The 16,123-nt window shown below is 37.4% G+C and carries 13 protein-coding genes; 10 read left to right on the forward strand and 3 right to left on the reverse strand.

Going from position 1 to position 16,123, the window contains the following annotated elements; translation table 11 throughout:
• Positions 1–406: 406 nt before the first annotated feature.
• The 3 genes from plsY to Cyrtocomes_RS00885 are packed head-to-tail and all read right to left on the reverse strand — an operon-like array spanning position 407 to position 2,740.
• Entirely contained in the window at positions 407–982 is a 576-nt protein-coding gene (plsY, locus tag Cyrtocomes_RS00875) for a glycerol-3-phosphate 1-O-acyltransferase PlsY (RefSeq protein WP_322497328.1), read from the reverse strand.
• Positions 983–1,014: 32 nt separating this feature from the next.
• Positions 1,015–1,629 (reverse strand): RlmE family RNA methyltransferase, encoded by a 615-nt coding sequence (locus Cyrtocomes_RS00880; RefSeq protein ID WP_322497329.1) that lies wholly within the window; start codon positions 1,627–1,629, stop codon positions 1,015–1,017.
• Positions 1,613–2,740: a D-alanyl-D-alanine carboxypeptidase family protein gene (locus Cyrtocomes_RS00885; RefSeq protein ID WP_322497330.1), complete on the reverse strand. Its 1,128-nt coding sequence runs from the start codon at positions 2,738–2,740 to the stop codon at positions 1,613–1,615. Before Cyrtocomes_RS00885 ends, Cyrtocomes_RS00880 begins: the two co-directional genes overlap by 17 nt.
• Positions 2,741–2,845: 105 nt before the next feature.
• Here Cyrtocomes_RS00885 and Cyrtocomes_RS00890 point away from each other — a divergent pair, with 105 nt between their 5' ends.
• The 10 genes from Cyrtocomes_RS00890 (at position 2,846) to rpoC (ending at position 16,013) form a co-directional block, all read left to right on the forward strand.
• Complete coding sequence (locus Cyrtocomes_RS00890; RefSeq protein ID WP_322497331.1) at positions 2,846–3,355, forward strand: hypothetical protein; 510 nt, start codon at positions 2,846–2,848, stop codon at positions 3,353–3,355.
• A gap of 36 nt (positions 3,356–3,391) precedes the next feature.
• Positions 3,392–4,402, forward strand: a complete 1,011-nt coding sequence (gene obgE / locus Cyrtocomes_RS00895) for a GTPase ObgE (protein ID WP_322497332.1) — start codon at positions 3,392–3,394, stop codon at positions 4,400–4,402.
• A 495-nt stretch (positions 4,403–4,897) separates the two neighbouring features.
• Positions 4,898–5,089: a preprotein translocase subunit SecE gene (gene secE, locus Cyrtocomes_RS06095; protein ID WP_410519686.1), complete on the forward strand. Its 192-nt coding sequence runs from the start codon at positions 4,898–4,900 to the stop codon at positions 5,087–5,089.
• A gap of 2 nt (positions 5,090–5,091) precedes the next feature.
• Positions 5,092–5,607 carry a transcription termination/antitermination NusG family protein gene (locus Cyrtocomes_RS00900; RefSeq protein WP_322497333.1) on the forward strand — a complete coding sequence of 172 codons (516 nt, stop codon included), beginning with the start codon at positions 5,092–5,094 and terminating at the stop codon, positions 5,605–5,607.
• Positions 5,608–5,628: 21 nt separating this feature from the next.
• Positions 5,629–6,075 carry a 50S ribosomal protein L11 gene (rplK, locus tag Cyrtocomes_RS00905; RefSeq protein ID WP_322497334.1) on the forward strand — a complete coding sequence of 149 codons (447 nt, stop codon included), beginning with the start codon at positions 5,629–5,631 and terminating at the stop codon, positions 6,073–6,075.
• Positions 6,068–6,775, forward strand: coding sequence for a 50S ribosomal protein L1 (gene rplA / locus Cyrtocomes_RS00910; protein WP_322497335.1), 708 nt, complete (start codon positions 6,068–6,070; stop codon positions 6,773–6,775). Before rplK ends, rplA begins: the two co-directional genes overlap by 8 nt.
• Positions 6,776–6,793: 18 nt before the next feature.
• Complete coding sequence (gene rplJ / locus Cyrtocomes_RS00915; protein ID WP_322497336.1) at positions 6,794–7,276, forward strand: 50S ribosomal protein L10; 483 nt, start codon at positions 6,794–6,796, stop codon at positions 7,274–7,276.
• Positions 7,277–7,305: 29 nt separating this feature from the next.
• Complete coding sequence (gene rplL / locus Cyrtocomes_RS00920; RefSeq protein ID WP_322497337.1) at positions 7,306–7,677, forward strand: 50S ribosomal protein L7/L12; 372 nt, start codon at positions 7,306–7,308, stop codon at positions 7,675–7,677.
• A 58-nt stretch (positions 7,678–7,735) separates the two neighbouring features.
• A complete protein-coding gene (gene rpoB, locus Cyrtocomes_RS00925) occupies positions 7,736–11,845 on the forward strand; it encodes a DNA-directed RNA polymerase subunit beta (RefSeq protein WP_322497338.1) in 4,110 nt (1,369 codons plus the stop codon).
• A gap of 19 nt (positions 11,846–11,864) precedes the next feature.
• Positions 11,865–16,013: a DNA-directed RNA polymerase subunit beta' gene (rpoC, locus tag Cyrtocomes_RS00930; protein ID WP_322497339.1), complete on the forward strand. Its 4,149-nt coding sequence runs from the start codon at positions 11,865–11,867 to the stop codon at positions 16,011–16,013.
• Positions 16,014–16,123 lie beyond the last annotated feature (110 nt).

Below are 16,123 nucleotides of genomic sequence, written 5' to 3' on the forward strand. Positions count from 1 at the left end.
TTCGCTAAACTCAAAGAAAATCGACGCTTAGCATTACGATTTGAGAAATCCGATCTCTCTTTCCTTGCCTTTATAGCTTTAGCATCTATTAAATACAACCTTTGTTAACAGTGCCTATAGTTTCATATTTAGAAACCATAGGCAAAATAATAGAATGTCCTAAAACTTTATGATCATTAATGCGATTTTAATATAAGGGATAAATATCCGCTTTCTGAATACATATAGAAATATGAAGTCATTCATGAACAGTAAATTAATATTTTTAATATGTTAGAATTGTGGGTGAAGCATCTGTATATCCGAGACTCTACTATGATCTATCTAGCGGTAATTCAAAACTCATAAAAAATGAAAGGGCGCAAGTAGCAAGAAGCCCTACACGCCCAAACACACACTCCCATACTCAAAAGCGCCACTCCTTCCCACTAGTCAAGCGCATAATGTTTGAAATATGCTTGCAATATACTAAGGCTGCAATAGATATGCAAGAAGTAAATATGTACATATCTTCATAAAATAGCGAAATAATAACAGGTGAGATAATGCTTAGCAGCGAGGCAATGGATGATATTCTAGTTTTTAGAAAGATTGCTACCCATATTGATAGTGTTAGTAAAAATATATAAAAATTAATAGCTGCAATATAACCAAATGAAGTAGCCACTCCTTTGCCGCCTTTAAATTTTAACCAAATTGGAAAAATGTGCCCTATAATGGATAATGCTGATATAGATGTGTAAAAGCTATCTTTGTAATAATATGCTACTATGGATGTTGGGATAAAGGCTTTTAAAAAATCTAATATAAAAACTAGTAACCCAAAGAATTTTCCACCTACTCGTACTGCATTTGTTGCCCCTATATTACCAGATCCACTATTTCTAATATCTCCTTTGTTTAGTACAAGCCCTAATATCAGACCAGATGGTATGGAGCCACAAATATATGAAAGTAAGGCTATATATAAAACGTCCAGCATTTGTTTAATCGGATAAAAGTGGTGTGTACATATTATTTAATTTTTGAAATGGCCACCAAATACTTTTCTGCAGAATCTTTGTAACTTGAATTTGGCTTATAAATTTTTACCTCTCTAAAATGAGCTCTTGTCTTATCAAGCAAGGTCTTATCACCTTCTCCGCACATGATTTTTGCGATTAGATGGCCACATTGTGTTAGATATAAGAGTGCAAAATCTATAAAAGAATCTACTAGTTCAAAATTTCTTAATTGATCTATTTTTGCATCTCCAGTTGAATTTGTGGCCATATCACTTAATGCAACATCAAACTTCGAGCCGCCACTTGCCTCACACAGACTTTTTCTTATTTCATCAGAAAGGAAGTTTCCACAAATAATCTTAACGCCTTCAAGCTTAGTTTCCTTTAAATCTACTCCTATTATAGTTGAGCCACTACATGAATGAGATTTTAGAACCTGCAACCAACCACCTGGCGCGCATCCAACATCTAAGATAATTTGTCTTCGTTCTTTTTTAAAGATATGAAATTTTTGGTTTATTTCTAGTAGCTTATATGCGGATCTGCATCTGTAGCCATCAACATTAGAGCGTGCGATATATGGATCTTTTTCTCTTCTAGTAACCCATTTATTGATTTTTGCCATCTACTAATAATTTGTTCACATTTTGCGCGAATTTTCCAACAATTGATGTTTCGTCTATATCTTTTTGTGCGATAGCGGGAACTGTCCTCAGATTTTTTCCATCTAAATTTATTATAAATGAACCAAGAACTTGGCCTTTTGCAATTGGTGCGCTTATTACAGATTCATGTGCAAATAATATTTTTATATCTTGGCTATTTATGTGATTTTTCACAAAAACACCTACATCTTCCTGTACTGTGACTGGTACATTACCCTCTTTGCCATACCATATGGCTAATTTTGTCATTATATAATCTTTAGAAATTAATTTAAGATTTTTGAAATTATTAAGGGCAAAAGAAATAAGCTTGGCTCCCTCTTGCTCCCTTTCGCGCGTTGTCTTGAGGCCGTTAATAACAGCAATTACCCTAACATCATTCTTTTTAGCACTTAAAGTCACGCCAAAGCCACCAGTATCTGTTGTTCCTGTCTTAAGGCCATCAACACCAAATTTGCCTAATAAGTTATTACGATTTTGCTGGGTAATATTATTATATTTAAACTCTTTTTCCGAGAAGTAATGGTAATATTCGGGATAATCTTTAATTATTGCTCTTGCTAATATAGCTAAATCTCTAGCTGTCATTAAGTGCTCTTTATCAGGCCAGCCACTTGCGTTCTTAAAATATGATCCAGTAAGCCCTATCTTAGTTGCTAAGATATTCATCTCTGATACGAATTCATCCTCAGATCCAGAAATAAGCTCGGCAATAGAAACGCTTGCATCGTTTCCAGAATCAACAATAATACCTCGGATAAGATCATTAACATTGACCCTTTTCCCCTCTTCTAAAAACATTCTTGATCCACCCATTGCCCAGGCCTTTTTGCTTACAATATACTCATCTGTAAGTTTGATGCGGCCATCTTTGAGGTTCTTAAAAGTCAAATATAATGTCATTAATTTGCTCATAGATGATGGTGCCATTTTCTCATCACCATTTTTGTTAAAGATCTCTGTGGAAGTGCTCTCTTCCATCAAAAAGGCCTGTTTAGCGGTGGTTTCCAAAGAAAGGCCCAAATAAGGTAGAAAAATAAGGGCCGCCACAAGTGTTGGTAATGAGCGCATCTACAAAACATTAATTTTACCATAGGCCTATATATCAAAAAAATATGGCAAAGTAAAAGAAATAGGTGTAATTTGATGTTGTAAATTTACAAAGCTTTCTGGTAAATGTGGAAAATTTTGTCTTTTCTAATCTTTGCTTTTCTTCTTTCCTCTTACTCGTATTCTGAGGAGTTCTTTAAGGCGAAGAGTTTTGAAAATTGGGATGTTCTTATTACTTTTCGTGATGGGAAAGTTGGTGCGTGTCATACTGTATCTAAGCCTTTTTTGGATAAAGCTGATGGTTACTTGACTTCATTACTAGCTCTTTCCTATATAGAAGATGGGTGTTTTTCGCTGAGTGTAAACCTTTCTGAAGATGTTCTTTTTGGGGAGGTTGGTGATGTTTTTGTGCATGTAGGTAAGATCAAGCATAAGCTAAGGCCAAAATTGCGTGGTGCAAACACTTTTAGCTCTATGCAGGATAAGGCAATACTAAACGATATAATTTATGAAAGTTCCGCTTTGGAGGGATCTCTAAACGTAGAGATCCATATGAAAAATGGTACAAAGACTGTTGATAAGTACCAGGTAAAGAAGCTATTAGATTCGATGATATACATAGAAAAGAACTGCTGATATAATTGCCTACATAAATTTATCTATGTATTTTTTATGGATTTTCTGGATGAGGCCAGGATATACGTTAAAGCCGGGGATGGTGGTCGTGGAGCTTGTAGTTTTAGGAGGGAGAAGTATGTGGAGTTTGGTGGCCCTGATGGTGGAGATGGTGGTAGAGGTGGAGATGTTATATTAAGAGTTAAGGATGGGTTAAATACATTAAGCGAATTCCGATATAAGAGGCAATTTAAAGCCGAAGATGGCTTTAGTGGCTCTAGAAAAGCTAGATTTGGTGCTGCTGGAAAAGCGCTCTTTGTGGATGTTCCGATAAACACCCAAATCTTTACTGCAGATGAAGATGTTATGCTGGTGGATATGTGCGCTCCAGATGATGCTGTTGTTATTGCAAAAGGTGGTGGTGGTGGTTTGGGTAATATTAGATTTAAGAGCTCTACTGATAGAGCTCCATCAACTTGTACAAAAGGCTGGCTTGGTCAAGAAATGGAATTGCTCTTAAAGCTTAAGCTATTTTCTGATATTGGATTACTTGGTTTGCCAAATGCTGGTAAATCTACGCTACTTTCTGCGATTACTAGATCTAAGACAAAAATTGGAAATTATCCATTTACAACTCTGGTACCGCATCTTGGTGTTTTAAAAGTTGGATATGAAGAATTGGTTATTGCAGATCTTCCGGGGTTAATAGAAAAGGCTAGTGCCGGAGTAGGTTTGGGGCATAGATTTTTAAAACATGTGGAGAGATGTAGGTTGTTATTACATATAATAGATTCATCACAGGATGTTGTTACAAATTATAAAGTTGTGAGAAATGAAATGCATTTATACAATGAGGAGCTGTTGAGAAAACCGGAGCTTATATTGCTTAATAAGATGGATTCTATCTCATCTGCCGAGCTTGAGCTTAAGATAGCGGAAATTAGATCTGTAGCTAATTGTACAGTAATATGCTGCTCTGCAATAGATGTTGCTAGTGCTTATGGGATTGTAGATCATCTAGTTAGATTTGTTGAAAATGCAAAATTGGATTCGATTAGCAAGTCATGAGGAGCTTGGTATAATGCAAAATATGACATGGCCCTTGCTGATTAGGGGGTAAGTTTGTAGTTCTTATAAATAAAGAATGTTTCGGGTTCTTTTGTCTAAGCTGTAAAAGCGCTTGAGGGTTTTAATGGTATAGTTTGCTGGAATCATGCTTTGTTCGAGATGGATATTTTGGTGCATCAAGAATTAATTGATTTTGGGTGGTTTTACTCTTTTGTGATTGGTTCAGAATTTATGCATAATAATTTTATGTAACATTTTGCTAAATATATACCAAATACCTAATTAAAGTTATTGTTGGGTATTGCGGTCTTTGGTATTTTCGCGTATCAAGTCTAGCTGTTTTGCGCATCATTATATTTATAGTTTTTATATTAGGTATGTTGGCGTTATTTGTGAGATTTTCTGGAAATTAAGCTTGTGAAGCAATTTGCGGTACTTGACATTGGGGCGCTTAGTATTATCATGCGCTCTTCTTGTTTTTCTTCGGGCATTCTAATGAAGTGGCTTAAGTTTTTGAAGGAGGTTAAGCATGAGGCTGAACTTGTCTCTTGGCCGACTCCTCGGGAAGTTGCTATTTCCTCGGTGTTTGTAGCCATTTTGGTTGGTATTTCGGGTTTGGTTTTCTTCCTCTCTGATACAGCGTCGTATTGGTTGATAAATTTGTTTCTTGGTCTTAAGGGTTTATAGTTTTGTCTGCTCGTTGGTACATAATAAATTCCACCTCTGGTCGTGAGGATAGGTTGATAGAGGGTATAAAGGTTGAGGCTGCCAAGCGTGGTTTGTCTTCTAGCTTTATAGATTTCGTTTCCCCGGTTGATTCTTCCGGAAAGGGGGTTGGTAAGAAATTTATGCCAGGTTATATATTCGTTAATATGGTTCTTAATGATGCGACTTTATCTGTTATAAAGAGTGTTCCGATCGCTTCTAGGATGCTAGGTTCCTCTAAGAGGCCTGTTATGGTTTCTGAAAGTGAGGTTAAAAAGGTATTTTTAAATATACAGAGTTCCAAATCTGAATCTGGGTCTTCTTCTTATGAAGAGGGGCAGATTGTTTTGGTTAAAGATGGTCCATTTGAGAGCTTTACAGGTCAGATTTCTAAGATTTATTCTGATAAAAAGAAAATGAAGGTATTTGTTTCGATACTTGGTAGAGAGATTCCGGTTGAGCTTGAGTTTTGGCAAGTGTGTCCAGTAAAAAAGGTTTGATTTTTTATTTTTATATTTGTTATGAAAAAGAGAAATGAGGCTTCGGTAGTAAAGCTCCAGATTCCTGCGCGCCAAGCTAATCCAGCCCCCCCTATAGGTTCTGCTCTTGGTCCTAAAGGAATAAACATAGTTGAGTTCTGTAAGAGGTTTAATGAACAAACTAAGGATGAGGAGGTTGGTACCCCGATACCTGTTGAAATTAGTATCAACCGTGATAGAAGTTTTTCTTTTATAATGAAACTTCCGCCGGTGAGCTATATGTTAAAAAAGGCTGCTAATATCACTAAAGGCAGTAAGGAGGTTGGTAAGGGGTTGTTTGTTGGTAGTGTGACAATGGATTCTATTATAGAGATTGCCAAGAAAAAGATGGGCGATATGTTGGTAGATAGATTGGATTCTGCTATCAAGATGGTTATCGGTACTGCTACTTCTATGGGTATAAGGGTTTTAGGTAATGAAGGTGAGTAAAGTTGGAAAAAGGTTGAATAAGGCGGCTTCATTGGTTGAGGCCGGTCGTCTCTATGGGTTAGTAGAAGCTTTAGATCTACTATTAGGTCTATATAAGGAGCAATTTTGTACTAAATTTGACGAGACTATTGACATGGTGTTTAATCTTGGTGTTGATACAAAACATTCTGATCAAATGGTGCGTGGCTCTGTTTCTATGCCAAGTGGCCTTGGGAAAAGCGTGAAAGTTGCGATTTTTACTACTGAGGCAAATTTTGAGAGGGCAAAAGCTTCTGGTGCAGATATTGTTGGTGAGGAGGCTCTTATAGAGAGTGTGAAATCTGGAAATATAAATTTTGATATGTGTGTTGCGACCCCTGATGTAATGGTAAAGCTAGCTCCTTTAGGTAGGGTTTTAGGGCCAAAGGGTATGATGCCTAATCCAAAGCTCGGTACTGTCTCTATGGATATAGAGGGTATGATTAAGAGGGTTAAATCTGGTTACGTAGAGTATAAGGCGGATAAATTTGGGATAGTCCATGCTGGGATAGCTAAACTTAGCTTTTCAGTGGATGCTATAAAAAAGAACGTGATGGCGCTTTATAGCGCGATTTTGGCGTCTAAGCCTTCTGGAGCGAAAGGAATTTATATAAAGTCTGCCTATATAGGATCTTCTCAGGGTATTTCCGTACCTTTAGATATAAGTAGTTTGTCTGTTTAATTTATTTTAATTTTTATTGTGAGTAAAGCTTCGAATCAAGAGGTTGTTCGCTCTCTTTCGGACCTCTTTTCATCAGTGCCTGTCGTATTTATTTTACGTCCTGGGGCGCTGAACGCTGCCCAGATACGTGGAATAAGGAGGCAGCTTCAGTCTGTTGGTGGTTTTTATCGTATTGCTAAGAATACGCTTGCCAAAGTTGCGCTGAAGGATACTTCTTATGAGTCTTTTTTGAATGTACTTAAAGGTCCTACGGCCTTGGTTTATGGAGAGGATATTTTATCTATTCTTTCTGTGCTTTCAAAGGCTCAAAAGGAATTTAGTGGTAAATTAGAAATATTATCCTGTTCTATGGGTAGTGATAATTTAGATAATGTTGAGCTCGAGAGTTTGGCCAGATTTTCGTCTGTGTCTCATTTGCGTTCTGAGCTCCTTGCTAGAATGTCTGCGGTTCCTTCAGCCTTTGTGAGGTTGTTGGGTGTGTATTCTAGTTCTCTTTCTTAAAAAATTTCGTTTTATATTTAATTTTTGATATGGCTGATCTAAACAAAATAACAGAAGATTTATCCTCCTTATCTGTAAAAGATATGGTTGCTTTGATATCAGATCTTGAAAAGAAATGGAACGTTAGTGCTGCTGTACAGGTTGCTGCTGCTCCTGTTGCTGAAGCTGCTGCTGTTCAAGAAAAAACAGAATTTGATGTTGAGTTAACAAGTATTGAGGATGGTAAAAAACTTGGTGTTATAAAAGCTCTTAGAGTTGTGATTTCTGGTTTAGGATTGACTGAAGCTAAGGCTTTGGTAGAAGGTGCGCCTAAGATCGTAAAAGAAGCTATTTCTAAGGAAGAGGCCGAAAAAATAAAGAAAGAACTAGAGGCCGCTGGTGGAAAGGTTGCGCTGAAATAACAGTAGGTATTTTCGTAATTTTACAAAAGTTATCTTACTGGTTTCTGTTTTTTGGTCTATGTCTTTTAAATATTTTGAACCTTGTCCTAGGAGGGATTTTGCTAGGTCTGCTTCTAGTGTGGAGATACCAAATTTGATGCATGTTCAAAAAAAGTCTTATGAAGATTTTCTTCAACCTGATGTTCCGTATGAGTCCAGACAAAATAGAGGGTTGCAGCAAGTTTTTCGCTCTATCTTTCCTATTTCTGATTATGAAGGGAGGGCTTCTATAGAATACGTTGGTTACGTTTTAGAGTCACCAAAGTATGATATTGCTGAAAGTATTCAAAGAGGGATGAGCTATGCTGCGCCTTTAAAATTAGTATTGAGGCTTGTAGTTTGGGAAAATGATGAAGAGGCTGGTATTAAAGAAATTAAGGGGATAAAAGAACAGTTAGTTTATGTGGCTGATATGCCGCTTATGACTGATTCTGGTACCTTCATCATCAATGGGGCACAGAGGGTTATAGTGTCTCAAATGCATAGATCTCCTGGGGTTTTTTATTATAAAGATGATGGTAAAAGTAATACGTCTGGCAAGTATTTATATTATGCTAGAATAATACCATATAGAGGCTCTTGGCTGGATTTTGAATTTGACGTTAAGGACTTAATATTTTTCAGAATAGATAGAAAGAGGAAGCTTCATGTTACAACCTTACTCAGGGCTTTAGGTTATAGCGGTAAGGATATACTAAGTTTATTCTATACGGCAGATACTTACTATAAATCTTCGTCCACTTCTTGGAAAGTTGAGTTTCGAGCAGAGGATTTTAAAGGGATTAGGATACACAGTGATGTATTAGAGGATTCTACTGGTGAGGTCATAATAAAAGCCGGTACTAGATTATCTTCCAGGGCCGTTGCAAAACTTTCCGAGCAATTTGATGGGAAATATAGGAGCGTTGCGCTTGATAGTGAGTTGTTGCTTTATTCTGCTGAAGATGTTCATAATGATAGCGGTGATATAATAGTATATGCTGGTGAGGAGCTCACTAAAACTTCATTCGAGAAGCTCAGTGCAATCGGCATAAACTCCATAAAAATTTTAAATATAGATCACTATAAAACTTTTCCTTATATAAGGAATACATTACTTGCGGATAAGGTTACAGATGAAGAGGGTGCGCTTAGTGAAATATATAAATCTGTAAGGCCAGGTGAGCCTGTTTCACTAGATGCGGCGAGAAATTTGCTTCATGCATCATTTTTTGATTCAGCTAGATATGATCTTTCTGGTGTGGGTCGTATGAAGATGAATTATAAGCATGGTACTGTAGATTCTCCTGAAGATTTCACAATTTTATCTAAAGAAGATATTATAGGTGTTATAAGGCATTTAGTAAAAGTTAAGGATGGGTTCAGTGAGATAGATGATATTGATAGCCTTGGAAATAGAAGGGTAAGATCTGTTGGTGAGTTGGTTGAAAATCAACTTAGAGTAGGGATGGTTAGGATGGAGAAGGCGATAATGGAAAGGATGTCTTCTGTTGAGGTTGATGCTGTTATGCCGCATGATCTTGTAAATTCTAAAGTTCTAATGTCTGTAATTAGGGAATTTTTTGGAACATCGCCACTTTCTCAATTTATGGATCAGACTAACCCGCTTGCTGAAGTAACTCATAAGCGGAGGCTTTCGGCTCTTGGTCCTGGTGGTTTAACCAGAGAGAGGGCTGGGTTTGAAGTCAGGGATGTTCATCCTTCGCATTATGGAAGGATATGTCCTATAGAAACACCTGAAGGTCCCAATGTGGGTTTGATTAACTCTATAGCAACTTATGCAAAAATAAATGAATATGGATTTTTGGAATCTCCATATATCAGGGTTATTAATAAAAAGGTTACTACTCAAATAGATTTTCTTTCCGCGATAGAAGAGTGGAAATACACTATAGCTCAGTCTAATGTTGAGATCTCTGCTGATGGTGAGATTATTGGTGAAACACTTGGGTGTAGAAAGAATGGGGAAAGTATAACTGCATTTATAGAAGATGTTGATTATATCAATCTTTCTCCTAAGCAGCTGGTTTCTGTTGCGGCTGCACTTATACCGTTTTTAGAAAATGATGATGCTAATAGAGCTTTGATGGGTTCTAACATGCAAAGGCAAGCAGTTCCATTATTAATGAGCGAAGCTCCTGTAGTTGGTACTGGAATGGAGCGCGTTGTAGCCCGTGATTCCGGCGCAGTGATTGTAGCTCGGAATTCTGGGGTTGTAGAACAAGTTGATGCAACTAGAATTATAGTAGTCTCTAAGTATGATGCTGCTGTTGATATATATCAATTACATAAATTTATAAAAACAAATCAGGGGACGTGCATTAATCAGACCCCACTTGTTTCTGTTGGTGATTATGTAGAGAAGGGTGATATTATAGCAGACGGAGCTTCTACTAGTAATGGTGAGCTTGCGCTTGGTAAAAATGTGCTTGTAGCATTTTTGCCTTGGCATGGTTATAATTTTGAAGATTCGATTATAATATCTGAAAAACTTGTAGCTGAAGGTGCTTTTACTTCCCTGCATATCAAAGAATTTGAGGTGATTGCTAGGGATACGAGGTTGGGCCCAGAAGAAATAACTAGGGATATTCCAAATTTAAGTGAAGATTCTTTGAAGAACTTAGATGAGGTTGGTATAGTAAATATAGGCTCTAGAGTTCAGGCTGGAGAGGTTCTTGTAGGGAAGGTTACGCCGAAGACAGAATCCCCATTGACCCCAGAAGAAAAACTTTTAAGGGCTATATTTGGTGAGAAGGCGAAGGAAGTAAAAGATACTTCTCTTAGAGTACCCCCTGGAGCTAGCGGCACTGTTGTAGATGTTAAAATTTACACGAGAAGGGGCGTGGAGAAGGATGAGAGGGCTATATCTGTTGAGAGAGAGGAAATAGAAAGGGTTACTAGAGATATAAATGATAAAAAGTTTGTCTTAGAAACATTTTCTTTAAAGCGTGCAAAAGCCATTTTAATTGGTAAAAAGCTCTCTTATTGTAATATAAAAACTCTAAAAGTTGGTACAATTCTTACAGAGGAATTATTGGAGTCTTGTTCTTTGCGCTCAATTATAAGTATGGCAGTTGAGGATGAGGAGGTTAATACTTTGATGACGGTTATTAGGGAGAAGTATAAATCCTCTGTTGAGGAGTTAGATGAATTTTTAAGGTTAAAGGTAGAAAAGATCCAAAGTGGTGATGATATGCCACAGGGTGCGTTGAAGATAGTTAAGGTGAGTATTGCAATGAAATTGCAATTACAACCAGGGGATAAGATGGCTGGTAGACATGGTAACAAGGGGGTTGTATCTAAGATAGTAAAAGTTGAGGATATGCCGTTCTTAGATGATGGCACGCCTGTAGATATAATACTGAACCCGTTGGGTGTTCCATCAAGGATGAATATAGGACAAATATTGGAAACGCATCTTGGATGGGCGGCTGTGAATCTTGGAAAGCAGATTTTTGATATGGCCCTTATGCTAGAAGGGAAGAGATTAAGCTCTGATGTGCTTAAAGATAAATTGTTGAGGATATATTCCAATGATTTAGTTAACGGAAAAGCTTTAACAGAGTTTGTTTCTTCGCTTTCTGATGAAGAATTAGTAAAATTTGCTAAGAGATTTGAAAAGGGTGTTCCTTTTGCAACTCAGGTATTTGATGGTGCAAAAGAACATGATATTAACAAGATGCTAATGGAGGCTTCGTTGGATACAAGTGGTCAAGAATTATTGCGCGATGGAAGAACTGGGCAGTATTTTTCTCGTAAAGTGACAGTTGGCTATATGTATATGCTAAAATTAGATCACCTTGTTGATGATAAGATGCATGCTAGATCTACTGGTCCTTATAGCTTGGTTACTCAACAACCGCTTGGTGGGAAATCTCATTCAGGTGGGCAGCGTTTGGGTGAGATGGAGTGCTGGGCGCTTGAGGCGTATGGTGCTGCCTTTACACTGCAAGAGATGTTAACTGTGAAATCAGATGATGTTGCTGGAAGGGTTAGGGTATATGAATCTATAGTAAGAGGAGATACTTCCTTTGAATCTGGTACGCCTGAGTCATTTAATGTGATGATCAAAGAGATAAGATCTCTTGGGTTAAATATACAAATGATTAATCAAGAAAACAAACACTAATATTATTTATTGGATATTTATGGAGAGGCAGGATTTTACTAGTGTAGTTAAGCATTTCAGTAAATTAAAAGATAGATATGAGCTTTTGGATGGCGCTGCGAGATCCTTTGATGCGATCTCTATATCTATGGCAAGCCCAGATCAAATAAGGTCATGGTCATATGGTGAGGTTACTAAGCCTGATACGTTGAATTATAGGACTATTAGGCCTGAAAATGATGGTCTTTTTTGTGCTAAAATATTTGGTCCTGCGCAAGATTATGAATGTTTGTGTGGAAAATATAAAAAGATTAAATATAGGGGAGTTGTATGTGAAAAATGTGGCGTTGAGGTAACTACGTCTAAAGTTCGCAGAGAGCGGATGGGGCATATAGAGCTTGCGAGCCCTGTTGTGCATATATGGTTTTTAAGGTCTCTACCATCTAGGATTAGTATATTGCTAGATATCCAACTTAAGGATATGGAGAGGATTCTTTATTTTGAAGCATATATTATTACTGATCCTATGCTCTCTCCATTCATGCATGGGCAAATAATTAGTGAAGACGAATATAACAGTGCTGTAGAACAACTTGGAGAAGGTACCTTTGAAGTTGGAACTGGTGCTGAAGTTGTAAAAAAAATGCTTCAGGAGTTAGATTTAAGGAGGCTTAGTATAGAATTAAGGGCTGAGCTTGAAGGGGCTACATCTGAGAGTAAGAAGAAAAAGATTGTAAAAAGACTTAAACTAATTGAGCAATTCATAGAATCTGGTAATGATCCTGCTAATTTTGTTCTAGAAGCGCTACCAGTTATGCCTCCTGATTTGAGGCCTTTAGTTATGTTAGATGCTGGGAGATTTGCAACTTCTGATCTTAATGAGCTTTATAGGAGGGTTGTTAATAGGAATAATAGATTACGTAAGCTGATTGATCTTGGAGCGCCTGATATCATAATCAAAAATGAGAAGAGAATGCTTCAAGAGGCGGTGGATGCCCTGTTTGATAATGGTAGAAAGGGCCGAATTTTAAAGAATGCAAATAAAAGGCCGTTTAAATCTATTGCTGATATGCTTAAGGGTAAGCAGGGTAGATTTAGGCAGAATCTCCTCGGGAAAAGGGTTGATTATTCTGGAAGATCAGTAATTGTTGTAGGACCTGAGCTTAAGTTGCACCAGTGTGGTTTGCCTAAAGAAATGGCTTTGGAGTTGTTCAAGCCGTTTGTATATTCAAAGCTTGAGATGTATGGGATAACCGCTACTTTAAGAGCCGCTAAAAAGATGGTCGAAATGAGAAGGCCTGAAGTTTGGGATTTATTAGATGAAGTTATAAAGGAGCACCCTGTGCTTTTAAATAGGGCGCCTACCTTGCATAGAATAGGTATACAAGCATTTGAGCCAATTCTTATTGAAGGTAAGGCAATACAGCTGCATCCACTTGTTTGTGGCGCGTTTAATGCAGACTTTGACGGTGACCAGATGGCTGTGCATGTGCCACTTTCAATAGAGGCTCAGTTAGAGGCTAGGGTGCTTATGATGTCCACTAACAACATATTAAGCCCTGCGAATGGTAGTCCAGTTATTGTGCCAAATAAAGATATGGTACTGGGTCTATACTGTTTAACATTAGAATTTAGTGGGCAAGATGGTGAAGGGATGATATTTTCTGATATATCGGAAATTGAACATGCTCTATATTCTGGTGTTGTTGCCCTACATGCAAAAATAAAATGCAGAAGTAGGTTTATAGATGTGGATGGTAATGAGAGTTACGTGCTTGCAGATACTACCCCTGGTAGGGTGATACTTTATGATATAGTACCAAAAACGTCAAAAATAGGTTTTGATGCTGTTAATAAGCTGATGACTAAGAAGTCAGTCTCAGATTTAATGGACCTAGTATATAGAAAATGCGGACAAAAGGATACTGTGATCTTCGCAGATAAAGTCATGAAAATGGGTTTTGATTACTCAACATTGATTGCGCCTTCTGTTGGTAAGGATGACATGATAATACCGGAATCTAAAAAGGAACATGTTTCTCGTTGTATGGAAGAAGTGAAGCAATATGAAAAACAGTATTCGAATGGCTTGATTACCGGTGGTGAAAAATACAACAAAGTTATTGATGCCTGGTCTAGATGTACAGATAAGGTAGCTGTGGACATGATTACTAGCATTAGGGGGGAAGGTAGAGATAGCTCTATAAAGAAGATGAATTCACTTTATATGATGGCCGATTCTGGTGCGCGTGGTTCTGTTTCTCAAATAAAGCAAGTGGCTGGTATGAGAGGGTTGATGACGAAGCCTAGTGGTGAGATTATAGAGACCCCTATTGTTTCAAACTTTAAGGAGGGGCTTGGTGAACTTGAATTTTTTATCTCAACACATGGTGCTAGAAAAGGGCTTGCAGATACTGCGCTTAAGACTGCTAACTCTGGTTATTTGACTAGAAAGCTTGTTGATGTTGCGCAGGATTGTATAGTGACAAATTTCGATTGTGGTACGAAGAATGGGCTTATTGTACAGCCTGTAGTAGAGGGGGGAGAAATTATAGTCACAATATCACAGTTGGCCCTTGGAAGGATTGCGGTAAATGAAATAAAAAATCCTATTACCGGTAAGGTGATAGTTTCTGAATCTGAAATGATAGATGAAGAAAAGGTAGAGCTTATAGAAGAAGCAGGAATAGATTCAATAAGAGTCAGGTCTGTTATAACATGTGAAAACGATCATGGATGTTGTGTCAAGTGTTATGGTCGTGATCTTGCTACTGGTGAAGTTGTAAATTTAGGGGAAGCTGTTGGAGTTGTTGCCGCTCAATCTATAGGTGAGCCAGGTACTCAGCTTACGATGAGAACATTCCATATCGGTGGTGCTGCGCAAAGGACTGCTGCACAATCTAGTATCCTTTCATCATATAAAGGTAGGGTTAAATTTGTGCATGCAAATACAATTACTGATTCGCAAGGCGGTATTGTTGTTATGAGCAGAAATTGTGAGATTTTGATTCTTGACATAAACAATGTTGAGAAAGCTAGATATAAAATTCCTCATACGTCTAAGCTTTTTGTTAAAGATGGTAATGAGATAGCAGTAGGTGATAAAATAGCAGAGTGGGATCCATTCTCTACCAATATAGTTTCTGAGAAACAGGGAAGGATCAAATTTGTTGATATAATACCGGGTATTTCGGTTTCTGAGGTATATGATGAGTCTACTGGTATAATTAATCTTGTAGTTTCAGATGGTAAAAAATCTTCAAAAAGTAAGGATTTAAGGCCTAAAATAGTACTTGTGGATGATAATGGGGAAGTTTTAAAGTTATCAAATGGTTTGGATGCCAATTATTATATGCCTGTTAGTGCTATATTGACAGTTTCTGAAGGCGAAGAGGTGGCTCCTGGTAGTATTATGGCAAGGATACCAAAAGAATCCTCAAAAAGTAGGGATATAACAGGTGGTCTGCCAAGGGTAATAGAGCTTTTTGAAGCAAGGCAGCCTAAAGAACATTCTGTTATTGCTGAGATGGATGGATATGTTGACTTTGGTAAAGATTATAAATCTAGAAGGAGGCTTATAGTAAGATCTAATGAAAATCCTGAGCATTTTGTAGAGTATTTTATACCAAGAGGACGTAGGATACTTGTTGTTGAAGGTGATAGTGTTTCAAAGGGTGATACTTTGATGGAGGGTAGTCCTTCGCCTCATGATATATTGAGAGTTATGGGGGTGCAGGCGTTTGCTTCATATATGATTAATGAGGTGCAGCAAGTTTATAGATTACAAGGTGTTTTCATAAGTGATAAGCATATAGAGATCATTTTGCGTCAGATGCTTAGGAAAGTTGAAATTAAAGATGCCGGTTCAACTACGTTTATAGCAGGTGAACATGTGAATAAGCTTGAGGTAGAAAAGGAAAATAAAGTCATGATATCTAAGGGATTAAAGCTGGCTTGTGTTTCTCCTGTATTGCAAGGTATTACTAAAGCTTCATTGCAAACGGAATCATTCTTCTCTGCAGCATCATTCCAGGAAACAACAAGAGTTATAATAGAAGCGGTGATAGCTGGGAAAAAGGATTATCTGGTTGGCTTAAAGGAGAACGTTATAGTTGGTAGGTTAATACCAGCTGGTACGGGCTTTTATATGAAAAAGATTAGAGATAGTGTGGCTTTAAGGGAAGAATAGGCTGTTTTGTCAATGTGTGTATTGTAGTGGAGGTATTTGGGTACTGCTTAATATTGATTTGAAGCCTAAATTCAAATTAGGTAGATGATTGCCTCCACTGAGCAAGTACT

This window comes from Candidatus Cyrtobacter comes, from assembly GCF_034470605.1.
Classification (GTDB): domain Bacteria; phylum Pseudomonadota; class Alphaproteobacteria; order Rickettsiales; family Midichloriaceae; genus Cyrtobacter; species Cyrtobacter comes.

Coding starts and splice junctions, on each gene's coding strand:
- plsY (WP_322497328.1), bottom strand. CDS start 982: ATGCTGGACGTTTTATATATAGCCTTACTTTCATATATTTGTGGCTCC.
- Cyrtocomes_RS00880 (WP_322497329.1), bottom strand. CDS start 1,629: ATGGCAAAAATCAATAAATGGGTTACTAGAAGAGAAAAAGATCCATAT.
- Cyrtocomes_RS00885 (WP_322497330.1), bottom strand. CDS start 2,740: ATGCGCTCATTACCAACACTTGTGGCGGCCCTTATTTTTCTACCTTAT.
- Cyrtocomes_RS00890 (WP_322497331.1), top strand. CDS start 2,846: ATGTGGAAAATTTTGTCTTTTCTAATCTTTGCTTTTCTTCTTTCCTCT.
- obgE (WP_322497332.1), top strand. CDS start 3,392: ATGGATTTTCTGGATGAGGCCAGGATATACGTTAAAGCCGGGGATGGT.
- secE (WP_410519686.1), top strand. CDS start 4,898: ATGAAGTGGCTTAAGTTTTTGAAGGAGGTTAAGCATGAGGCTGAACTT.
- rplK (WP_322497334.1), top strand. CDS start 5,629: ATGAAAAAGAGAAATGAGGCTTCGGTAGTAAAGCTCCAGATTCCTGCG.
- rplL (WP_322497337.1), top strand. CDS start 7,306: ATGGCTGATCTAAACAAAATAACAGAAGATTTATCCTCCTTATCTGTA.
- rpoB (WP_322497338.1), top strand. CDS start 7,736: ATGTCTTTTAAATATTTTGAACCTTGTCCTAGGAGGGATTTTGCTAGG.
- rpoC (WP_322497339.1), top strand. CDS start 11,865: ATGGAGAGGCAGGATTTTACTAGTGTAGTTAAGCATTTCAGTAAATTA.